Origin of the sequence: Pseudohaliea sp. (assembly GCF_040217025.1) — a bacterium.
In the GTDB taxonomy this organism is placed as follows: Bacteria; Pseudomonadota; Gammaproteobacteria; order Pseudomonadales; family Halieaceae; genus Pseudohaliea.
The window spans coordinates 596,904-618,127 of the sequence record NZ_JAVJOA010000010.1; the positions used below are offsets into that span (position 1 = coordinate 596,904).

Genomic DNA, 21,224 nt, shown 5'->3' on the forward strand with positions numbered 1-21,224 from the left:
CGGGGCCCGCGAGGGCCGAGGTCAGTGCTCGCTGGCGGGGCCGCCGATGGGGCTGGCCGGCTTGTCGTCGCCGGTCGCCCGGTCGTCATCGCCGACCGCGCTCGGCCCGCTGGGACCGCCGCTGCTGCCGCCCCAGCCTTCCGGCTCCCGCGGCTGCCTGCCGGCCATGATGTCGTCGATCTGGTCAGAGTCGATGGTCTCGTAGACCATCAGCGCCTCGGCCATGACGTGCAGCTTGTCGATGTTCTCCTCGAGAATCCGCTTCGCCGTCGCGTAGCACTCGTCGACGATGGCACGGACCTCCGCGTCGATCTGCTTGGCAGTCTCGTCGGACATCGCGTTGTGCGGCTGCGTCGCGCTGCGGCCGAGGAAGGGCTCGTCGCCGCCCTCGTCGTACATGAGCGGCCCCATCTTCTCGGACAGGCCCCACTTGGTGACCATGTTCCTGGCGAGCTCGGTGGCCCGCTGGATGTCGTTCGAGGCCCCGGTCGTGATGCCGTCCTTGCCGAGCGTCATTTCCTCGGCGATCCGGCCGCCGAACAGGCTGCAGATCTGGCTGACGATATGGCGCCGGCTATGGCTGTAGCGGTCCTCCTCCGGCAGGAACATGGTCACGCCGAGGGCGCGGCCCCGGGGAATGATGCTGACCTTGTACACGGGGTCGTGCTCGGGCACCAGCCGGCCGACGATGGCGTGACCGGCCTCGTGGTAGGCCGTGTTCCGCTTCTCGTGTTCCGACATCACCATGGACTTGCGCTCGGCGCCCATCATGATCTTGTCCTTGGCGAGCTCGAACTGGGTCATGCCGACGGTGCGCACGCCGGCGCGGGCGGCGAAGAGGGCCGCCTCGTTGACCAGGTTGGCGAGGTCGGCCCCAGAAAAGCCGGGACAGCCGCGCGCGATGCGCGACGCGTCCACGTCCTCGGACAGGGGCACCTTGCGCATGTGCACCTTGAGAATCTGCTCGCGGCCGCGGATATCCGGCAGACCCACCACCACCTGGCGGTCGAAGCGGCCCGGGCGCAGGAGCGCCGGGTCGAGGACGTCGGGCCGGTTGGTGGCGGCGATGACGATAACGCCGTCGTTCACCTCGAAACCATCCATCTCGACCAGCAGCTGGTTCAGGGTCTGCTCCCGCTCGTCGTGACCACCGCCGAGGCCCGCACCCCGGTGCCGGCCGACGGCGTCGATCTCGTCGATGAAGATGATGCAAGGCGATTGTTTTTTCGCCTGCTCGAACATGTCGCGCACCCGGGACGCGCCGACGCCGACGAACATCTCGACGAAATCCGAGCCGGAAATGGAGAAGAAAGGCACCTTCGCCTCGCCGGCAATGGCCTTCGCCAGCAGCGTCTTGCCGGTACCGGGCTGGCCGACCATGAGCACGCCGCGGGGAATGCGTCCGCCCAGCTTCTGGAACTTGCTCGGGTCGCGCAGGAACTCGACCAGTTCCTGTACGTCTTCCTTGGCTTCGTCGCAGCCGGCCACGTCGGCAAAGGTGGTGGTGATCTGGTCCTCGCCGAGGAGCCGCGCCTTGCTCTTGCCGAAGCTCATCGGGCCGCCGCGCCCGCCGGCGCCGCCCTGCATCTGGCGCATGAAGAACATGAACACGGCAATGATGATCAGGATCGGGAAGCTGGCAACCAGCAGCTGCGTCCAGACGGACTGCTGCTCCGGCTCGCGACCTTCGACCTCCACATCGTGGGTCAGCAGGTCATCGATGAGCTTGGGGTCCTCGACCATGGGCCGCGTCGTCTCGAAGCGCGAGCCGTCGAAGCGCGTGCCGGTGATTGTCAGGCCGTCGATGACGACCTTCTCTACCCGGTCCTGCTGGATTTCCTCGATGAACGCCGAGTAGACCAGGCGCTCCGTGGGGCTCTGCATGTTGAAATTGTTGAAGATCGACAGCAGGACCGCCGCGATCACGAGCCAGAGGAGCAGATTCTTTGCCATGTCGTTCAATGCTGATACCTCGTGTTTCCCGGCGCCGCTGACGCCGCGCGGCGGACAGTGCCGCGTGATTCTCCTGCCCAGTATAGCGTATGGGCGCATCGTCCCCAGTTGCCGCTGCCCGGCCCTTCCCGGGACCAGTTCCCGGGTCCTGCTTTCCTGGACATCGATTGCTACGGCCGGCGGGGTCTATTGTCTCTCATCTACTGATGTCGGGGCACCGCGGGCGTTTTCAATGGCGCCCGTGGCGACGAGATAGACCTCCCGGGACCGCGAGCGGGATGCAGCGGGCTTGCGGGTCTGTACCCGCTCGAAGCCGGCGCGGGCATCGGCCAGCAGGGCCTCGAAGCCCTCGCCCTGGAAAACCTTGCAGGCGAACGTGCCCCCGGGGCGGAGCATGCGCAGCGCGAGGTCCAGCGCCAGTTCCGCCAGCAGCATCGCCCGGGGCTGGTCCACGGCGGCCAGGCCGCTCATGTTGGGCGCCATGTCGGAAAGCACAACATCCGCACCTTTGCCTTCCAGTTCGCCACAGATCGCGTCAAATACAGCGTCTTCCGTGAAATCTCCCTGAATGAAGGTCACCCCCGCGAGGCTGTCCATGGGCAGGATATCGGACGCCACCACGCGTCCCCGGTCACCTGCGAGTTCCGCGGCGACCTGGGACCAGCCACCGGGAGCGCTGCCTAGGTCCACCACGGTCATGCCCGGCCGGATCAGCCGATCGCGCTCCTGCAGCTCCAGAAGCTTGTAGCAGGCACGGGAACGGTAACCCTCCCGCTGGGCGCGCTGCACGTACGGGTCATCGCGATGCTCGCGAAGCCAGGCCTTGCTGGATGAACGTTTCTTTGCCACGGCCCCCGGTCCTGTTGCCTACCCGACAGCGCGGCTACCCTCCGCTTCCGCGGTTCGCTACACTGCGCAGGCGCCAACCATAGCACGAAGCGAATGCACAGCGATCCGAAGAACAAGGAGCAGATCCGCCAGCTGCGAGCTCGCGGTCAGCGGCTGAAACCCGTCGTCACCATCGCCGGGCGCGGCCTGAGTGACGGCGTGATCGCCGAGGTCGACAGGGCCCTCACGGATCACGAGTTGATCAAGGTCCGCGTCACCGCGGGCGACCGCGACGAGCGTCGCGCGCTCCTCGACAGCCTTTGCGCACGCTGTGACGCGCGGCTCATCCAGACCATCGGGGCGATCGCCCTCCTGCTGCGCCGGAGTGACCGCCCTGATCCCAAGCTCTCCAACCTTCTCCGCGCACTCTAACCCACGACACGAATGGCGAAGGGAGGCAGCGGCAGCGAACACCGGCGGCTGCTCCGCGGCGGCTCCCTGCAGGCCATCAACCAGGCCTGGTACCTCGCCCTCAGGGTTGTCTACCTGGTCGTCTTCGCCAGGCTCCTCGGCATCGAACAGTACGGGCACTACGTCTACGCCCAGAGCTGGTACCTGATTGCGACGAGCGCCTCGGCGTGGGGGATGCACGAACTCCTCCTGGCGCGCTGGGAGCAGACCAGCCACGGCCGCCGTGCCTCCCTCGCGGCAAGTGGCATGGCGCTGCGCCTGGCGCTGGCACTGGCGGCCACCCTCGTGCTGCTTTTCGCGGCACTCCTCGGCGAGCCCGACCCGGGTTTGCGGCTGCTCATCGTCATTTACGCCCAGGGAGTCATCGCGCGCGGCGCCACGGGCTGGTTACTGGCGCTGTTCATGTGCCGCGAACGCAACGACTATGTGCTCTACGCCAGCGCACCGGTCGCCCTACTCGAAGTCGCCGCGGCCGTGGCCCTTGCCTGGAGTGGCCACGACCTCGTGACCATAGCGCTGGCGCAGACCACCTGCTGGTGGCTGGGGCTCGCCGCGGCCTGGCATCTGCATGCACATCGCTGGGGCCCGCTGCGGCTGCAGTGGTCCGCCGACACTGTACGCGCCTTTCTACGCTACGGGCCCGTCCTGGCCCTCGCCGCCACCCTGCTCGCCTGGTTCGGGCCCGGGCTGCTGATCGCCCTTCGGTACCTGCTCCCCGAGCCCGGGCGGCTGGGAGAGGTGGCCTTCCTGCTACAGGTCCTGGCGATGCTCGGCCAGGCGCTTCGCATGATCAACAACAGTGCTCTGCCTTTTCTTACCCGCAATGCGGGACAGGGGAGGCAGGCAACCTTCATCGCGCTTTACTGGTCTCTCTGCTTCTACCTCGGGGGAGTCGGCTACCTGCTGGGGCTGGAGCTGCTGCCCTGGCTCGTGCCGCGGCTCCTCGGCGCCGGGTTCCACGACGCAGCAGTCCTGCTCGCAGCAAACCTGTGGCTACTGCTGCCGCTGGCGCTGGTGCAGGGGCTGCGACTCACTGCCATCGCCCGGGGTCGTTTCAAGCTGCTGCTTCTCGCCCTGCTGGCGGGCGCCGCCTGCCTGGCCGTCGCTGTTGCGGTCGTCGCGGGCCAGCCCGGAGCCGGGCTCTCGGGATACCTGCTGGGTCTCGGTTTTGCCTACGCCGCCAGTGCCCTGCTCCTGCTGTTCCTGGTTTCCCGCTCCGGCGATGCCGCGGCGCCAGCCACCCTGTTGCCGGCGCCAGTCCTGCTCGGCGTTGCACTCCTGGCACGACAGCTCCTGGAGGAGATCGCTCCCCGCAGCGCCACTGCGGCGGCGGTCTGCATTCTTTGCGTCGGCCTTATCGTCACCGGGCGCGGTGCTATCCTGCAGGCGCGTCGCCTGCCGGGCGGAGACCAGCGAGAGGAAACAGCGTGATGAAACTGGTCATACAGATTCCCTGCTTCAACGAGGCGGACCACCTGCCGACTACCCTCGAAGACCTCCCAGAGCAACTCCACGGCATAGACCGCATCGAGGTCGTGGTCGTAGACGATGGTAGCACCGACGACACCGCCGCCGTGGCAAAATCCCGCGGCGTGACCGAAGTGGTCCGCCACACCGGAAACCAGGGCCTGGGAAGGGCCTTCCGCAGCGGCCTTGACCGCTCCCTGGCGCTCGGCGCCGACATCATTGTCAACACAGATGCAGACGGACAATACCGGGGCGAGGACCTCGCACGCCTGATCGCGCCGATTCTCGCCGGCGAGGCCGATATCGTCATCGGTGACCGGCGGCCCCACCGGGATCCCGGCTCGCCGCGACACAAGCGATGGCTGCAGCGCATCGGCAGCCGGGCCGTGCGCTCGCTGGCGGGCATCGACGTTCCCGATGCCGTGTCCGGCTTCCGGGCCCTGTCGCGGCAGGCGGCGCTGCGCATGAATATTCTCTCGCGCTTCAGCTACACCGTGGAAATGATCCTCCAGGCCGCAAGCAAGGACCTGCGGATCGCCTGGGTCCCGGTAACCACCCGGCCGGACACGCGCCCCTCCCGGCTTTTCCGAAGCCTTCCTCAATTCATCGGCCTGCAGCTCGTGGCGATGCTGCGCATGTATGCCATGTACAGCCCGGTCCGCGTATTCTTCGGCCTCGGTGCGATCCTGGGGTTCGCCGGTGCGCTGCCGGTGCTGCGCTTCCTCATGCTGTACCTCGCCGGTCAGGGCGATGGCCACGTGCAATCCCTGCTCCTCGGTGGGGTCCTGCTGACCCTGGGTTTCATTGCCTTCGTTACCGGCCTGCTTGCGGACCTCATCTCGCAGCAGCGACAGCTGCAGGAGCTGACCCTCGAAAAGGTGCGCGCCCTGGAGGCTCGCGCACAGGCCCCGGAAGACCGGCGTGACTGAGCGCTGCTACGCCGTCATCGGCCCGTCCTGGCCGTTCAAGGGGGGTATCGCCCGCTACACGACCGAGCTGTACCGCGCCCTCGCCGGACACAGCCGGGCCCTCTTCATCAGCGTCAGTCGCCAGTATCCCCGCTGGCTCTACCCCGGGCGTGGAGACCGGGCACCGGAAGATCGAGGAATCTTCGAACCCTCCGCGCAGCCGCTGCTGGACCCGCTCAATCCGCTGAGCTGGTGGCGAACAGCAAGCGCGGTTTGCGCTTTCAGGCCCGATACGGTGATTCTGCCCTGGTGGCACCTGTACTGGGGTCCGGCCTTTGCCGGCCTCGCCGTACTCCTCCGGCGCCGCTGCCCGGGGCTGCGCATCATCTTCCTGTGCCACAACGTGGTGGGCCATGATGGCGGCCGTCTTGCCCGCATCGCCAGCAGGCTGGTCCTGCGCCGGGCCGACGCATTCCTCGTCCACGGTGAAAGCGAAGAGCGGCAACTGCGAGCGCTGCTGGGCGAGGTAGTGTGCGCGAGGGTCGAGCACCCCGCCTATGCCATTGACCGGGCCGCGCTGCCATCGCGCGACGAGGCCCGGAAACGGCTGGGGGTGGAAAGCGCCGGGCCGCTGCTGCTCTTCTTCGGCTTCGTCCGGCCCTACAAGGGCCTGGATCTGCTGCTCGCGGCACTGGCCGAGTTGCAGCGCAGCCAACCATGCAGGCTGGTAGTGGCCGGGGAGTGCTGGGAGCCCCGGGCGACGTGGGAGCAGCGCGTACGGGCGCTGGGCCTGCAGGACGCAGTGTACTTCCACGATCGCTATATCCCCGAGCAGGAGGTGGCGACGTATTTCGCCGCCTGCGATGCGGTCGTGCTTCCTTACCGTTCCGCCACCGGATCAGGGGTCGCCAAGCTCGCCATGAGCTACGGCCGCGCGGTCATCGCCACCCGCGTGGGCTCTCTCGCGGCGGCAATCGACGAGGGGGTGAATGGCTTCTCGGTAGCCTCCGGAGACGTGGCCGCGCTGGCCGCGGCAATCCGCGCGATCCTGGAAGGCGACCGGGCGGGACGCATGGGCCATGAGGCAGCGGAGAGCGCGCGCCGGCATGGCTGGGATCCGGTACTGGCGGCCCTGGAGGCACTGTGACAGCGGCTGCGCAATCCACCCGAACGCTCCTGATCATGCTCGACGGCTGCGACCCCGGGCTGCTGGAAGACGGCATGGCGGCGGGCCGGCTCCCGCAGCTCCGTGCACTGCGCGAAGCGGGCGGCGCCACCGTCATCGCGGGCCTTCCCGGCCTCGGCGCCAATGCGCTCATGCCAAGCCTCTACACGGGTACGACACCGGACCACCATGGCCGCTACTACCACCGCCAGAGCGAGGCCGGCGACTATTCTGCGGACACCGAACATGCGGTGGCGGCGCGTGTCCCCACCTTCTACGACCTGCTGGCTCGCGAGGGCAGGCGCGTCCTGCTGATCAACGCCCCGAAGGCACCCATCGAGCCGGGCGAGGCTTCTTTACGAAGCATTAACGGTTGGAATATGCATCTCAGCGTGCCCGAACGCGAATTCGAGTGCCATCCGGCATCGCTGCAAGACGAGCTCGTGAAGAAGCTCGGCGCACCGACCCGCTGCCCCTGCCTCGCGCACCGCCACGAACACTCGGCCTTGCTGGTCGTTGGCGAAGTGCTCGCTTCGATCGAGGCACGCGTGGACCAACAGGCCACGCTGGCGGCATGGCAACTGGCGGAAACACCCTGGGACCTCGCCGTCGTCGGCCTCGACGCCGGCCATTGCGCCGGGCACCTGCTGTGGCACTGTCACGACTCGACACACCCGGACCACCCCGCAACCGGCGACCCCGACCCGCTCGCCCGGATCTGCGTGAAGCTCGATCAGGCCGTGGGAAAGCTGGTAGCCGGGCTTTCCGGGGAATTCCGCGTGGCCATCTTCGCGGGGCCGGGCATGGGGCCAGGCCATGTCCACCCCGACATGCTGGAGCGCGTGCTCAAGGCCCGGCTCGCCCACAGCGGCAAGGCGCGCGGCTCGGCGCGGGCCGCCATGAAGGGCCTCTGGCGACGCATGCCAGCGCCCTGGCGGCGGCTGTTATCAGGTCCGGGGCAATGGCTGGACGCAAAGCTGCAGCGAAGCGACTACCAGGCACTGGACTGTTTCCCGGTGCGCCTGAACGACAACGTCGGAGGCCTGCGCATCAACCTGCAGGGGCGCGAGCGGCAAGGACGTGTCCCCAAAGCCGACTACGAAGTCCTCGGGCGCGAGCTCTGCAGCCTGCTTGAGAGCCTGCGCTGCGGCAGGACCGACGCGCCCCTGGTGCGCCGGGCGCTGTTCACGACCGACCACTACGGCGCCGCGGCCACCAGCACGCTCCCGGACGTGCTGGTGGAATGGGCGGAGTCCGGCCCCATCGACCTGGTCAGCGGCGAGGGCATCACACCTTTCCAGCTGGACACGCCACCCCTCTGGACCGGCGCGCACAACGACCGGATGCTGTTGCTTCTGGCCGGCCAGGGTATTTCCCCCGGCGACGTGCCGGCCGGCGGGAGCATACTGGCCGTGGCGGGAACGATGAGCGCGCTCGCTGGTGGACCGCCCGAGCTCGGTAACGGCTACTCGCTTCTGGCTGGAACCCGCGCCGGCCAGCAGCCACGGCAGGAAAGGGACACGGGCAGCTGAAGCCGTGCCCGGCCCACGATGGCCGTGCCCGTCCGGGGGGGGCCGAAATGCGTGCCGTAGCTGAAAGGCTCGAGCGACAGGGACAGGCGCTCGTCGAGTTCGAGTTCCAGGCCCGGGAACCCCGCGCCGCCAATGCGCAGCCGCCGCCCCGGCAGCTCTTCGATGTCCAGCTCAGGATGGACCTGGAAGCGGAGCTCCACCGCGTGGTTGCCCCGGCCCTCCAGGCGATCCTCCAGCTGGAGCTCATCCTCGCCGAGGCGCCAGCAGCGTTCGTGGATTGCCGGGGACCCCCCCCTGCGGTAGCCATCATGGCTGGCGCGCACCCAGTGCGACGCTCCGTCTTCACCGGTCTCGCGCGCCAGGATCCGCGCGCGCCGGCCGAGCTTGAACAGCCCCCAGACATCGGAGGAATTGCGACCGTCGAGAAGCAGCGTATTGTGCGCTGCGGTTCCCCGCTCCCGCAGGCGCTGGGCAAGGCCCTCGTAGGTCGAGAGCCCGCCGTCAACAAAGACGCGCCGAGGTCCCAGCGTGAACTCGAAGGTTAGGGTATCTGCATGACCGTGTGCCGCAGCGCAGTCCGGTCCCAGCGGACCGACATCGGCCAGCAGGAGCGCCGGGCCAGCCTGCAGGCGGGCAAACCCGGTTTCCGCAAACAGCTCGCAGCCCTCGACCGGCGGTCTTGAGTACGACCAGCCGAGGCGCAGCGCGTAGGCCTCGAGTTCAGCGGGCGCCACGGTGACCTCGAAAGCACAGTCGTTGAAGAGCGCCGGGGCCCCGTCCGTGTGACAGAGGGCGCGCAGCCAGTGCAGTGCGGCCGGCACGACGCGGGCCAGCGCCTCCGGCGGGGGATTACCCCGGGCACTGTAGAGGTTGGCGATATCGAGGAGATCGAGAAGCAGCGCGCTGTGATACATGGGGCTGGCACCGCGGTAGCCCCCGTCACCGAGCACGAGCCGCGGCAACCAGCGGGACAGCATTGCCTCGCCTCGACACCGCCAGCGCGCTGCCCGGGGATGCGACAGGCAATGGCCCGCGAAAAGCAGCGCGCGCGCATTGCTGATCAGTTTGTGATCACACTCATCGTAGGCCAGCCGTTTCTCGAGGTAGCGAAGCTGCTGCACAAGGCTGACGCAGGCCGCCGGCGAGAGGTCGTGTCCCGCCCGGCTCCAAAGCAGCCAGTTGCCGATGCGCTGTGAGGTCATGTAGGGATGCCAGCCAGGCCCACCCGGCCGCCCCTGTGCCGCGACCCAGCTCTCCAGCAGCGCGGCGCCATCCTCGCGGTTGCAGCCGCGGAGCCAGTTGAAGGTATTCAGTTCCATGAGGAACTTGCGTCCGAGCGACGAATCGCTCCACGCCCGTGGCAGTGCCAGGCAGAGTTCGCGGCCGAGCAGGCGGAACCGGTGCTTGCCCAGGTAGACCGACGCTGCCAGCGCGGGACGTTGCCAGGCTCCCGGCGGCGGCACCACGCTCGCAGCCGGTTGTGGTCGCAGGCGGGCTGCCGGCTGCAGCCGGAGCCGTAGCCTCTGCATGAGCTGCAGGGGCGTCAGGTACCGCAGGCGCCAGTAGAGGCGGGCCAGGGATTGCATCGACGCGGCGCTCAGGAGGACAGCCCCCGGGCCTCGACGAGGTCCCGGTAAACCCGCTCCAGCCCGGCAAGCACGGGCTCCTGCGCGTAATGGCGGCAGGCGAAACGACGGGCACTTTCGCCCAGGCCGGGATCGAGCGCACCCGCAGCCGCCGCCTGCAGCGCGCTGCGCCAGGCGCCCACATCATCAGCCGGGAGGCGATAAACCGGTGCCTCCGCGCTCCATTCGGCGACGACACCCACCGCAGTGGTCAGCACCGGCAGGCCGTGCAGCATCGCCTCGACGATCACGTTGCCGAAGGACTCCGAACGCGAAGGGAAAAGGAACAGGTCGGCGCCGCGGTAGTAAACGGTGGGGTCCGCACGGTATCCGGCCAGTTCGACCGAGCCGGCGACTGCCGGGGAGCGCGCCCAGGCGGCGAGTTCGTCATGCAGGGGACCGTCGCCGACGAGCACCAGTTGCAGGCCACGGCCGACAACGGCAGGCCAGGCCTCCATGAGCGTGCGCAGCCCCTTGCCCTCGTGCAGGCGACCGACGTAGAGCGCGCGGCGCGGCGGGTGCATGGCGCGACGGGGGTTCGCCGGCACATTGAAGATCGACGGCAGTACCAGGGTACGGGAAGCCGGTACGCCCGCCGCTGCCAGTTCATCGGCCACAACCAGCGAGGGCACCACCAGCCGCTCCACGTGGCGCAGGATCCTCTCCGGCAGGCCCAGCAACCACGGTCGCCGAAGGCGCGCCAGGTCACCGCAAGCGCCGGTAGAGCAGAGCTTCAGCAGGCACGGGACACCCCGCCTGCGGGCCGCCAGCACGGCTCCGAGGGCAAAGGCGGACAGGCAGTGCGCGTGTAGCACATCCACCCGCCCTCCGAGGCGCCAGCCCGCGCGCAGCCCCGCCAGGAAAGCCGATGGATAACGCAACCAGCGCGGCCCGGCGACAGGCAACCGCCAGACCGCCACTCCACTCGTCACCTCCTGTCGCGGCAGCGCTTTTGACCAGCGCGTACTCGCGACCTCAACCTGGTGCGCGCGTGCCGCCAGGGCGCGCGCCAGGTCCCGGGCCTGGCACTCGGCACCTCCCAGGTAAGGCGGGTAGTGCTGGATCGCAAGCGCCACGCGCATCAGCGCTTCCCGGGGCCTCCGGCGATGGGGTACCAAAGCTGTTGCAGCGTGGTTCGCAGCAAGTCACCGGCGGTGCCGCTGCTTTCCAGGGGAAAGTTCTCGTCCGGAATGCCCGTGAGCGGGTAGTCATCACTACCTGGATACTGGGTGCCGAAGAGCCAGTCCCAGATCGAGAAAATAAAACCGAAGTTCCTGTCGTGGTGCTGCGGCTCGACGCTGTGATGTACACGGTGCGACTGGGGCGTCACCAGGAGAAAGCGAAGCCGGCCGAAATTTGCGCGGAGATTCGCATGGTAGAGCTTGGGATACACGGTCTCGAATACAAGCCAGGCCATCACGACCGGTGTCGCGTTACCGAGGCTCAGGAGCACCAACGTCGTGATCGTTGCGGAGACCATCCGGTCAACCGGGTGCACGCGGGCGTCCGTGAACAGGTTGAGATCGCGCTGGGAGTGATGCAATGCGTGAAAACGCCAGAACAGGGGCACCTTGTGGCGCACCAGGTGGCTCAACCAGCGCGCGAAATCCGCCACCATGACCCCCGCCAGGAACTGCGCCGCAGGGTGCCAGGCTGCGACGGCCCGGACCTCCAGGAAACCCAGGTGCTGGCGGTAGAATGCGCCCAGCACAGCGACAAAGGCGCTCAGGAAAAGCAGGCGAGACGCCATGGTCAACAGGTACCAGAGCAGGTCCTGCCGGAAAGCGGCGGTGACGAATGCTCCGGGCGAAGCGGGCCGCCAGCGGTGCGCTCCCCAGGCCACGGTGAGCAGGCACCAGTAGGCAATCGGTGAATAAACCGCCTTCTCCGGCCGCACGTGCCGCGACAGGACGGGGAGAACCTCCTCGAGAAAAGCAGCTACGGCGGACGGCGCAAGGGCAACAAGGGCACTGGCTGCACCCAGGACAACCCACGCCATAACAAGAACAGTGCCGACGGGACGGTCGGACAGTTCGCCGGACCGGGTCGCGGGGATGCCCATCAGCGCTCCTCCTTTTTCGCCAGCTGCGATTCCTGCAACAGGTAACCATACAGCAAGCCGGCCAGGAAGAGGCTCGCCGGCAGCAGGTGCAGGCTGATGCGGCCAACCGCCGTGTGGCGGATAGCTCCGATGGCAAACTGCGTACAGGTGAAGAGAAAGATGAACAGCACGAGCGCACTGCCGAGGGCTGCAAGCACCGGCGCGCATTGGCGAAGGCCCCAGGGCGCACGCCAGGCGACAAGCGCCAGCAGCACCGGCGGCAACCAGGCGCCGAAGTGCCAGTTGTCGAAAAGGAAAAGGCTGCGGCCGATGGCCGCCAGGCTGCCGGGCCGATAATACAGGTCGAGGCTGGCGAGGGAGTGACCGGCAACCACGAGTTCACGGGGGAAGAATAAAAGAACGGCAACCGCCACCGCGCCTACCGCCGCCATTGCCAGCAGCAGGCCGGGCCCGCCCCGCCAGGCGGCCCAACAGGCGGGCAGGAGAGTGAGCATCCAGAAGAAGCCCTCGTTCTTGATGAGCGCACAGCCCAGGGCACAGCCAAAGGCCAGGACCCATTGCCAGCGCGCTCCCTGCTGGATGGCATTGAACAGGGCCATGAGCGCCAGGCAGTAGGCCGTGCCAAGGAGCAGGTCCGCATAACCGGCGAGCGCTACATGAGTGTTCAGCAAGGGCAGGGTGAGCAGGAACCAGAGGAACACCAGCGCCGCCAGGGGCTGCGCGCCGGCTTCGCGCGCTTGCCCGTAGAACGCCGCGCCGAGCGCGAGCACACACAGGAGCCAGGGCAGGTTGACCAGGGAGGGATGCCAGTAGCCGACCGCGAGCGCCATCCAGGCCTGGAGCAGCGGGACGGTCCGCGGGTAGGCGGGATGGTGGTCCGTGAATACCCGCCCGTCGACCTCCAGCAGCCACTGCGCATTATCGACGAACGGCAGCAGTTCCCGGTAGGCAGACCACACGCGGGCCTTGGTCGCCCAGTGCATGGTCGCGTCGAAAGGGTAAAGCGGGCGCCAGTAGACTTCCAGGGCCAGGCCGCCGAGGCGCAGGACAAGCAGGGCCCCGAGCAACACCAGGATCAGCCGCCCGTTACCCCCGGGGAGGATGCCGGGGTTGGTAACGGGAGCCGGGGCACCGGGCCGGCCACGCGGGACCAGCACAGTCGCCAGGGCGAGGCCGACGAACAGTACCCAGAGCAGGCCGGGGGCCAGCGGAATGCCCAGCGCATCGAGCCCACGCAACAGCAGCGGCCAACCCAGCAGGCCCCCCAGCAGACCGTAACCGACAACCAGCCAGCGGCGGGCGCCCCGGGGTGCCAGCAGGCGCCACAGCCAGAGCACTGGCAGTGCGAGGGGCAGGAGCGCCAGCAGTGCGAGGGCCAGGTCCACGCGTCACAGCGCCCGGAAGAGAGCACCCCAGGGACGCGCGGTAACCAGGCGCGCCGGCCAGTGGGTATCGCCGTCGAGAAGGTGACGCCTGTCCCTGTCGTAGCGGAGCGTCACCGGCGGCAGCGCCAGGATGTAGTCACCGGGCCGCACACTGCCTGGCGGAGGCAGCTGCGGACCGGAGCGCGCCCAGTAGGGGTTCAGAGGGTAAAGGTAGTATGCGGTCAGCATGCCGATGCCCTCGTCGAGGGATGCCACGAAGATGCGCCCGGGACTGGCTTCGATAATCGGGCTCACCGAGTTGGCGGTGTTGAACGCCCCGGCATGCTCCGTGCGCCCGGGTCGCTCCGTGGCCGGCACCGCTGCAAACCGGGTTTGCGTATCTGCAAGCCGGTGAGCCAGTTCCCACTGCCAGGGCAGGTCGAGCAGAAGCCATCCGGCGGCGATGATAGCGAGGGCCCCCGGCCAGGAAGCGGGGCCACGAAGCCAGCGCCAGGCAAGCGCCGAAGGCAGGGTGACTGCCGCTACCAGCAGCACCGGGAGCCCGATGGACTCGGGGGTGCTGGCAGCGAGATGTGCGTTGATGGAGGCGGCATCCCAAGGGGCGGGGGCCAGCCAGTCTTTCAACAATGCACCAGGCTCGGGGATGGTCAAGCGCCGCCTCTACCAGTAATGGACCTACACGTGCCGGACCTCATCGATCTCGTACTCGATGTCCCCGCCCGGGGCCTTCACCACGACCACCTCGCCTTCCTCCTTGCCGATGAGGGCGCGGGCGATCGGTGAGCTCACGGAGATGAGGTTCTGCTTAACGTCCGCCTCGTCGTCACCGACGATGCGGTAGGTGACCGTCTCGTCCGTCTCGGTGTTGATCAGGTCCACCGTGGTGCCGAACAGGACCTTTCCGGTCTTCGGCAGCTGGGCTACGTCGATCACCTGGGCGTGGGACAGCTTGCCCTCGATCTCCATGATACGCCCCTCGACGAAGCTCTGCTGCTCCCGGGCCGCGTGGTACTCGGCGTTCTCCTTCAGGTCGCCGTGCTCCCGCGCCTCCGCGATGGCCTGCGTGATGCGCGGGCGCTCGGTTTTCTTCAGGTGCTCGAGCTCCTTGCGCAGCGCCGCCTCGCCCTGGACGGTCATCGGTACCTTGTTCATCGATGCATGCTCCCGTGGAGGTCCTGCAGCCGCCTTACGGCCTTGTCACTCCCCTGCTTCAGCGCCAGGCAGACCGCCTCGGCCGCGGCCAGCGTCGTCGTGTAGAAGACCCGGTGCGCCTCGGCGCTGGCCCGGATCGGCGCCGAGTCGGCGATGGCCCGCCGGCCCTCGGTGGTGTTGATGATGATGTCCGCCTCGTCGTTCTTGATCATGTCGACGATGTGCGGCCGGCCTTCCATGACCTTGTTGACCCGACGCACCGTGAGGCCCGCCGCCTCCAGCGCCCGGGCCGTGCCGCCGGTGGCGACGAGATCGAAGCCGAGCTCCGCCATCTGCCGGGCCACTTCCACGGCCCCGGGCTTGTCGGCGTCGCGGACGCTGACCAGCAGCGTACCCTGGCGGGGCGGCGGGTCGCCGGCGGCGAGCTGCGCCTTGGCGAAGGCACCGGCAAAGGTCTCGCCCGTGCCCATGACCTCGCCGGTGGATTTCATCTCCGGGCCGAGGATCGGGTCGACCCCCGGGAACTTGTTGAAGGGCATCACCGCCTCCTTCACGCTGAAGAAGGGCGGCACGATCTCCTCCGTGAATCCCTGGTCGGCCAGCGAGGTCCCCGCCATGCAGCGCGCGGCCACCTTGGCCAGGGACACGCCGATGCACTTGGAAACGAAGGGCACGGTCCGCGACGCGCGCGGATTCACCTCGATCACGTAGACCTCATCATCCTGCCACGCCAGCTGAACGTTCATCAAGCCGCGGACCCCGAGCTCGAGGGCCATGCGCCGCACCTGCGCGCGCATCTCGTCCTGCACCGCCGGCGGCAGGCTGTAGGGCGGCAGCGAGCAGGCCGAGTCGCCGGAATGCACGCCGGCCTGCTCGATGTGCTGCATGATCGCGCCGATGACCACGGTCTCGCCGTCGGAGACCGCGTCGATGTCCACCTCGATCGCCGCGCTCAGGAAGCTGTCGAGCAGCACCGGCGCGTCATCGGAAACGGACACCGCGTCGTTCATGTAGCGCAGCAGGTCCTCTTCGCGGTAGACGATCTCCATGGCCCGGCCGCCGAGGACGTAGGAGGGCCGCACGACCAGCGGGTAGCCGATCCGTTCCGCCGCCGCGACCGCCGCATCGACACTGCGTACGGTGGTGTTCGCGGGCTGCGCGAGGCCGAGCTTGTTGATCATCTGCTGGAAGCGCTCGCGGTCCTCGGCGCGATCGATGGCATCGGGCGTGGTGCCGATGATCGGCACGCCCGCCGCCTCGAGGGCGCGGGCCAGCTTGAGCGGCGTCTGGCCGCCGAACTGCACGATGACGCCGGCGGGCTTCTCCAGTTCGACAATCCCGAGCACGTCCTCGAGGGTCACCGGCTCGAAGTAGAGCCGGTCCGAAGTGTCGTAGTCCGTGGACACGGTCTCCGGGTTGCAGTTGACCATGATGGTCTCGTAGCCGTCCTCGCGCATGGCGAGTACCGCGTGCACGCAGCAGTAGTCGAACTCGATGCCCTGGCCGATGCGGTTCGGACCGCCGCCGAGCACCAGGATTTTCGGCCGCTCCGAAGGCGCCGCCTCGCACTCTTCCTCGTAGGTCGAGTAGAGGTAGGCGGTGGCCGTGGCGAACTCCGCGGCGCAGGTATCGACCCGCTTGTAGACGGGCCGGATGCCCTGTTCGTGGCGGTGGTTGCGCACCTCCGCCTCGCTCACGCCGAGCAGCACCGCGAGGCGGGCATCGGAGAAGCCCTTGCGCTTCAGCTCGAACAGCCGCGCGGCATCGAGGTCGCGCAGCGCCTCGGTCTTCAGGCCGTTCTCGGTCTTGACGATGTCCTCGATCTGCACCAGGAACCACGGGTCCACGCCCGAGTAGCCGTAGACCTCTTCCACGGCCATGCCCGCGCGGAAGGCATCGGCGAGGTACCAGATCCGGTCCGGCCCCGGGTTGGTGAGTTCACCGATGAGCTCGTCGCGCAGGTCCGGGTTGTCCACGTCGATGCGGTGTTCGAAGCCGACGGAACCGACCTCGAGGCCACGGAGCGCCTTCTGCACGGACTCCTGGAAGGTCCGGCCCATGGCCATGACCTCGCCGACGGACTTCATCTGCGTGGTCAGCCGCGGGTCGGCGGCGTTGAACTTCTCGAAGGCGAAGCGGGGAATCTTGGTGACCACGTAATCGATGGACGGCTCGAAGGAGGCCGGCGTCGCGCCGCCGGTGATTTCATTCTGCAGCTCGTCGAGGGTGTAGCCCACGGCCAGCTTGGCAGCCACCTTGGCGATGGGAAAACCGGTGGCCTTGGAGGCGAGCGCCGAGGAGCGGGACACCCGCGGGTTCATCTCGATGACCACCATGCGCCCGGTCTCGGGGTCGAGGCCGAACTGCACGTTGGAGCCACCGGTCTCCACGCCGATCTCGCGCAGCACCGCCAGGGAGGCGTTGCGCATGAGCTGGTACTCCCGGTCCGTGAGCGTCTGCGCCGGCGCCACGGTGATGGAGTCACCGGTGTGCACGCCCATGGCGTCGAAGTTCTCGATGGAGCAGACGATGATGCAGTTGTCGTTCCGGTCGCGAACCACCTCCATCTCGAACTCTTTCCAGCCTATGAGCGACTCGTCGATGAGCAGTTCGTTGGTGGGCGACAGGTCGAGACCGCGGTTGCAGATCTCCTCGAACTCGTCCCGGTTGTAGGCGATACCCCCGCCGGAGCCACCCATGGTGAAGGACGGACGGATGATGCACGGGAAGCCGATGTCCTCGAGCACGGCATAGGCCTGCTCGAGGTTGTGCGCGGTCTGGGCGCGCGGGGTCTCGAGGCCGATGCGCCGCATGGCCTTGTCGAAGAGCTCCCGGTCCTCGGCCATGTCGATGGCCTCCTTGGTGGCACCGATCATCTCCACCCCGTGGGCCTCGAGGACGCCCTCCCGGGCGAGGTCGAGAGCGCAGTTCAGGGCAGTCTGCCCGCCCATGGTGGGCAGCAGCGCGTCCGGCTTCTCGGCTTCGATGATCCGCTCCACGGTCTGCCACTCGATGGGCTCGATGTAGGTGGCATCCGCCATGGCCGGGTCGGTCATGATCGTGGCCGGGTTCGAGTTCACCAGGATGACCCGGAAGCCCTCCTCGCGCAGCGCCTTGCAGGCCTGCGCGCCGGAATAGTCGAACTCGCAGGCCTGGCCGATGACGATAGGACCGGCGCCGAGGATGAGAATGCTTTGGATGTCCGTACGTTTCGGCATGGCGTCAGTTCCCCGCGCCGCGCGCGGCCATGAGCTCGATGAAATGGTCGAAGAGCGGCGCCGCGTCGTGCGGCCCCGGGCTCGCCTCCGGGTGGCCCTGGAAGCTGAACGCCGGCTTGTCGGTGCGGTGGATGCCCTGCAGCGAGCCGTCGAAGAGCGAGCGGTGCGTGACCCGCAGGCAGTCCGGCAGCGCCGTGTCGTCGACGGCAAAACCGTGGTTCTGGCTGGTGATCAGCACCGTGCCGGCGTCGAGGTCCTGCACCGGGTGGTTGGCGCCGTGGTGGCCGAACTTCATCTTCACGGTGCGCGCACCGCTGGCCAGGGCCAGCAGCTGGTGGCCGAGGCAGATACCGAAGACCGGGATGTCCGTCTCCAGCAGCTCGCGGATGGCGGCGATGGCGTAGTCGCAGGGCTCCGGGTCACCGGGGCCGTTGGAGAGAAAGATGCCGTCCGGTTCGAGGGCGAGCACCTCCGCCGCCGGCGTCTCGGCCGGTACCACGGTCAGGCGGCAGCCGCGGTCGGCGAGCATGCGCAGGATGTTGCGCTTGACGCCGTAATCGTAGGCCACGACGTGAAAGCGCTGATCGCTTTCCTGGAACTGGCGGAAACCGCTGCCGAGCTGCCAGCTGCCCTCGGTCCAGCGGTAGGGCGTATCCACGGTCACCTCGCGCGCCAGGTCGGCGCCGGCGAGGCCCGGGAATGCCCCCGCCGCAGCCACGGCGGCGGCCTCGTCCGCGGCGGCTTCGCCGGTCACGATGCAGCCGGCCTGGGCGCCCTTCTCGCGCAGCAGCCGGGTGAGGCGGCGGGTGTCGATCCCGGCGATGGCCACGACCCCCTGGTCACGCAGGTACTGGTCCAGGGGCCGGGTGCTGCGGAAGCTGCTGGCGAAGAGCGGCAGGTCGCGGATGACCAGGCCGGCGGCCCAGACGGCCCGCGATTCCTCATCTTCCGGGTTGGTACCGGTATTGCCGATATGCGGGTAGGTCAGGGTGACCAGCTGTTTCGCGTAGGACGGGTCGGTGAGGATTTCCTGGTAGCCGGTCATGGCGGTGTTGAAGACCACCTCGCCGACGGCGCTGCCCTCGGCGCCGATGGCGCTGCCGCGGAACAGGGAACCGTCGGCGAGGGCGAGAAGGGCAGGGCTGGACAAAGAAACCTCCGCTCAGTGGGGCCTCGGCACCGGTCGAGCGGCCGCAAAAAAGCGAGATGAGTTGGCCTGCATCTCGCTTCCCGTGACGTGCTCCGACGCAGCGCGGCGATGGCACGGCTTGTGTTACCTGGACTGTCACCTGAACCAGGCTGCCGGCATGAGCCCGGCGCTTGGCCCGCGGATTGTAGGGGATGGCCACCCCGGCTGTCCAGAACGGGCGTCCGCGACCGGCGCAGCGCCTGTCAGCGGCGCGGCCGATGGCCTATCATGCAGCGCTCTCCCGCGAGGAATCGCCATGGCTTACTTTGACGGCAAACGGGCCGCCGTCACCGGCGCCGGCTCCGGTATCGGCCGCGCCCTGGCCCGCGCACTGAACGCCCAGGGCTGCGCCCTATGGCTCTGCGATGTCGACGGCGAAGCGCTCGCGACCACGGCCGCAAGCCTGCCGCGGCCCGAGATCCCCTGTGCCACCGCCCCGGTGGACGTCGCGGACCGCGCCGCGGTCTTCGCCTGGCGCGACGCCGTTGCCGCCGAGACCGATGCGCTTGAGCTGGTGGTGAACAACGCGGGCGTCGGCCTGGTGGCCAGCGCCGCCGAGGCGACCATCGAGGACCTGCGCTGGCTCATGGACATCAACTTCTACGGCGTGGTGCACGGCACCCAGGCCTTCCTGCCGCTGCTCTCGCGCGCGCCGCGCAGCCACCTCGTCAACCTGTCCTCCCTGTTCGGCATCATCGGCGTGCCCACGCAGTCCGCCTACAACGCCGCCAAGTTTGCCGTCCGCGGCTACAGCGAGGCGCTGCGCCAGGAACTGGCGCTGGCCGGCAGCCCCGTCGAGGTCTGCTGCGTGCACCCGGGCGGGGTCGATACGCACATCGCCCGCAACGCGCGCAGCGCCGACCCGGCAGACACGCCGGAGGCCCGGGCGGAAGCCTTCCGGGCCTTCGCGCGCACCGCGCCGGACGCGGCCGCGGCACAGATCCTGCGCGCCGCCGAGCGCGGCCGGGCGCGCCTGCTCCTCGGTCGCGACGCGCGCCTCGCCGCGCTCATCGCCACCCTCTTCCCCGTCCGCTACCCGCGGCTGCTCGGACTGCACCGTGCCGGCGGACGCTGAAGCGCAGCCCGCGCCGACCCTCGGTGGCCGCGAGCTCGCCATCCTGCTGTTCGCGCTGATCGCGACCGCCATCGGCCAGTCCCTGGTGTTTGCCGTGCTCGCACCGCTCGGCCGCGAGGTCGGGCTGTCGGAGCTGCAGATCACTTCGATCATCGCCGTCTCGGCGCTGGTCTTCGCCCTCGGCTCGCCGCGCTGGGGGCGCTTCTCCGACCGCGCCGGCCGCAAGCCCGTGATCATCACCGGCCTGGTCGGCTACACGGTGGGCACCGTGCTGTTCACGTCGGTGTTCTGGGCCGGGCTGGCGGGCCTTCTCGGCGGCACCGTCCTCTACACCGTGGCGCTCGTGGCCCGCTGTGGTCAGTCCATGATCATGTCGGCGACCACCCCGGCCTGCACCGCCTACGCGGCGGACCACACGACGCCCGCCGCGCGCACGCGGGCCATGGCGCGCCTCGGTACCGCCAACAGCATCGGCATGATCCTGGGCCCGGCCATGGGCGGCGCCTTCGCGGCCCTCGGCCTGCTGGCACCGCTGTACTTCGCCGGCGCGCTCACCGCGGTCGCCGCCGTCGTGGTCTGGCGCGGACTGCCGCGCATCCCGGTGGACGAGCGACGCAGCCACCGGCGCGCCCGGCTGCGCTTCACGGACCCGCGGGTGCGGCTGTATATCTTCACCGCCGTGGCCCTGTTCACGGGGTTCTCGGCGATCCAGCAGACCCTCGGCTTCCTGCTCCAGGATGCCCTCGGCCTCTCCAGCATCGGCACCGCGCAGTACACCGGTGCGGCGATGATGATCTCCGCCGTCTTCGCCTTTGCCATCCAGGTCACGGTCATGCAGCGGCTGAAGCTCGCGCCGGGCAGTTTCATGCGCCTCGGGCTTCTCGCCACCCTCGCCGGGGCGGCCTGCATCGGCTCCGCGCAGGGCTTCGGGCTGATCGCCGCGGGTATGGGCTGCCTCGGCGCCGGCCTCGGGCTGACCATGCCCGCGGTGACCGCCGGGGCCTCCATCGCCGTCGGAGCGGAGGAACAGGGTGGCGCGGCCGGGCTGGTGGGGGCCTGCCCCGCCATCGGCTTCGTCAGCGGGCCGCTCATCGGCGGGGCGCTGTACCAGGTCGCACCGGCCCTCGCCCCGCTGTTCAGCGCGACGGTGATCTTCCTCACCCTGGTGGTGCTGGTCCTGGCGGACCGCTGACC

The 21,224-nt window shown here is 68.7% G+C and carries 17 protein-coding genes; 7 read left to right on the forward strand and 10 right to left on the reverse strand.

What is annotated here, in order from left to right; all coding sequences use genetic code 11:
* Window positions 1–21: 21 nt before the first annotated feature.
* Both ftsH and rlmE read right to left on the reverse strand, forming a co-directional pair.
* Window positions 22–1,953, reverse strand: a complete 1,932-nt coding sequence (gene ftsH / locus RKE50_RS14090) for an ATP-dependent zinc metalloprotease FtsH (RefSeq protein WP_350037346.1) — start codon at window positions 1,951–1,953, stop codon at window positions 22–24.
* Between the two features lie 186 nt (window positions 1,954–2,139).
* A complete protein-coding gene (gene rlmE / locus RKE50_RS14095; protein WP_350037348.1) occupies window positions 2,140–2,802 on the reverse strand; it encodes a 23S rRNA (uridine(2552)-2'-O)-methyltransferase RlmE in 663 nt (220 codons plus the stop codon).
* 93 nt (window positions 2,803–2,895) lie between these two features.
* Between rlmE and RKE50_RS14100 the strand changes: the two genes are divergently transcribed.
* Genes RKE50_RS14100 through RKE50_RS14120 form a run of 5 tightly spaced genes read left to right on the forward strand, consistent with a single transcriptional unit; the run spans window position 2,896 to window position 8,324 of the window.
* The gene (locus RKE50_RS14100; protein WP_350037350.1) at window positions 2,896–3,213 is read left to right on the forward strand and encodes a YhbY family RNA-binding protein; all 318 of its coding nucleotides are present in this window, start codon (window positions 2,896–2,898) and stop codon (window positions 3,211–3,213) included.
* Between the two features lie 12 nt (window positions 3,214–3,225).
* The gene (locus RKE50_RS14105) at window positions 3,226–4,683 is read left to right on the forward strand and encodes an oligosaccharide flippase family protein (RefSeq protein WP_350037352.1); all 1,458 of its coding nucleotides are present in this window, start codon (window positions 3,226–3,228) and stop codon (window positions 4,681–4,683) included.
* Window positions 4,683–5,648, forward strand: a complete 966-nt coding sequence (locus RKE50_RS14110; protein WP_350037876.1) for a glycosyltransferase family 2 protein — start codon at window positions 4,683–4,685, stop codon at window positions 5,646–5,648. Before RKE50_RS14105 ends, RKE50_RS14110 begins: the two co-directional genes overlap by 1 nt.
* Entirely contained in the window at window positions 5,641–6,774 is a 1,134-nt protein-coding gene (locus tag RKE50_RS14115; protein ID WP_350037354.1) for a glycosyltransferase, read from the forward strand. The genes RKE50_RS14110 and RKE50_RS14115 overlap by 8 nt, the downstream gene beginning before the upstream one ends.
* Complete coding sequence (locus RKE50_RS14120; RefSeq protein WP_350037356.1) at window positions 6,771–8,324, forward strand: alkaline phosphatase family protein; 1,554 nt, start codon at window positions 6,771–6,773, stop codon at window positions 8,322–8,324. Before RKE50_RS14115 ends, RKE50_RS14120 begins: the two co-directional genes overlap by 4 nt.
* Here RKE50_RS14120 and RKE50_RS14125 read toward each other — a convergent pair.
* From RKE50_RS14125 to carA, 8 genes are read right to left on the reverse strand one after another with little or no spacing between them, the layout of a single operon-like run.
* The gene (locus RKE50_RS14125) at window positions 8,258–9,910 is read right to left on the reverse strand and encodes a heparinase II/III domain-containing protein (protein WP_350037358.1); all 1,653 of its coding nucleotides are present in this window, start codon (window positions 9,908–9,910) and stop codon (window positions 8,258–8,260) included. The two genes, RKE50_RS14120 and RKE50_RS14125, sit on opposite strands and share 67 nt — an antisense overlap.
* An 11-nt stretch (window positions 9,911–9,921) precedes the next feature.
* On the reverse strand, window positions 9,922–11,031 hold the full coding sequence (locus RKE50_RS14130; protein ID WP_350037360.1) for a glycosyltransferase family 4 protein: 1,110 nt from the start codon (window positions 11,029–11,031) through the stop codon (window positions 9,922–9,924).
* Window positions 11,031–12,011, reverse strand: a complete 981-nt coding sequence (locus tag RKE50_RS14135) for a sterol desaturase family protein (RefSeq protein WP_350037362.1) — start codon at window positions 12,009–12,011, stop codon at window positions 11,031–11,033. Before RKE50_RS14135 ends, RKE50_RS14130 begins: the two co-directional genes overlap by 1 nt.
* Window positions 12,011–13,396, reverse strand: a complete 1,386-nt coding sequence (locus tag RKE50_RS14140; protein ID WP_350037364.1) for a hypothetical protein — start codon at window positions 13,394–13,396, stop codon at window positions 12,011–12,013. The genes RKE50_RS14135 and RKE50_RS14140 overlap by 1 nt, the downstream gene beginning before the upstream one ends.
* A 3-nt stretch (window positions 13,397–13,399) precedes the next feature.
* Window positions 13,400–14,020 carry a hypothetical protein gene (locus tag RKE50_RS14145; protein ID WP_350037366.1) on the reverse strand — a complete coding sequence of 207 codons (621 nt, stop codon included), beginning with the start codon at window positions 14,018–14,020 and terminating at the stop codon, window positions 13,400–13,402.
* 51 nt (window positions 14,021–14,071) lie between these two features.
* Window positions 14,072–14,548, reverse strand: a complete 477-nt coding sequence (gene greA / locus RKE50_RS14150; protein WP_350037368.1) for a transcription elongation factor GreA — start codon at window positions 14,546–14,548, stop codon at window positions 14,072–14,074.
* Window positions 14,545–17,766: a carbamoyl-phosphate synthase large subunit gene (gene carB / locus RKE50_RS14155; protein WP_350037370.1), complete on the reverse strand. Its 3,222-nt coding sequence runs from the start codon at window positions 17,764–17,766 to the stop codon at window positions 14,545–14,547. The genes greA and carB overlap by 4 nt, the downstream gene beginning before the upstream one ends.
* Before the next feature lie 4 nt (window positions 17,767–17,770).
* Window positions 17,771–18,916: a glutamine-hydrolyzing carbamoyl-phosphate synthase small subunit gene (carA, locus tag RKE50_RS14160; RefSeq protein ID WP_350037372.1), complete on the reverse strand. Its 1,146-nt coding sequence runs from the start codon at window positions 18,914–18,916 to the stop codon at window positions 17,771–17,773.
* Window positions 18,917–19,211: 295 nt separating this feature from the next.
* Here carA and RKE50_RS14165 point away from each other — a divergent pair, with 295 nt between their 5' ends.
* Window positions 19,212–20,030 carry an SDR family NAD(P)-dependent oxidoreductase gene (locus RKE50_RS14165; protein ID WP_350037374.1) on the forward strand — a complete coding sequence of 273 codons (819 nt, stop codon included), beginning with the start codon at window positions 19,212–19,214 and terminating at the stop codon, window positions 20,028–20,030.
* Window positions 20,014–21,222 carry an MFS transporter gene (locus tag RKE50_RS14170; protein ID WP_350037376.1) on the forward strand — a complete coding sequence of 403 codons (1,209 nt, stop codon included), beginning with the start codon at window positions 20,014–20,016 and terminating at the stop codon, window positions 21,220–21,222. Before RKE50_RS14165 ends, RKE50_RS14170 begins: the two co-directional genes overlap by 17 nt.
* The last annotated feature ends 2 nt before the right edge of the window (window positions 21,223–21,224 follow it).

Bases quoted from the DNA above. Each gene is read 5' to 3' on its own strand.
- ftsH (WP_350037346.1), bottom strand. From the start codon at position 1,953: ATGGCAAAGAATCTGCTCCTCTGGCTCGTGATCGCGGCGGTCCTGCTG.
- RKE50_RS14100 (WP_350037350.1), top strand. From the start codon at position 2,896: ATGCACAGCGATCCGAAGAACAAGGAGCAGATCCGCCAGCTGCGAGCT.
- RKE50_RS14105 (WP_350037352.1), top strand. From the start codon at position 3,226: ATGGCGAAGGGAGGCAGCGGCAGCGAACACCGGCGGCTGCTCCGCGGC.
- RKE50_RS14110 (WP_350037876.1), top strand. From the start codon at position 4,683: ATGAAACTGGTCATACAGATTCCCTGCTTCAACGAGGCGGACCACCTG.
- RKE50_RS14125 (WP_350037358.1), bottom strand. From the start codon at position 9,910: ATGCAATCCCTGGCCCGCCTCTACTGGCGCCTGCGGTACCTGACGCCC.
- RKE50_RS14130 (WP_350037360.1), bottom strand. From the start codon at position 11,031: ATGCGCGTGGCGCTTGCGATCCAGCACTACCCGCCTTACCTGGGAGGT.
- RKE50_RS14135 (WP_350037362.1), bottom strand. From the start codon at position 12,011: ATGGGCATCCCCGCGACCCGGTCCGGCGAACTGTCCGACCGTCCCGTC.
- greA (WP_350037368.1), bottom strand. From the start codon at position 14,548: ATGAACAAGGTACCGATGACCGTCCAGGGCGAGGCGGCGCTGCGCAAG.
- carB (WP_350037370.1), bottom strand. From the start codon at position 17,766: ATGCCGAAACGTACGGACATCCAAAGCATTCTCATCCTCGGCGCCGGT.
- RKE50_RS14165 (WP_350037374.1), top strand. From the start codon at position 19,212: ATGGCTTACTTTGACGGCAAACGGGCCGCCGTCACCGGCGCCGGCTCC.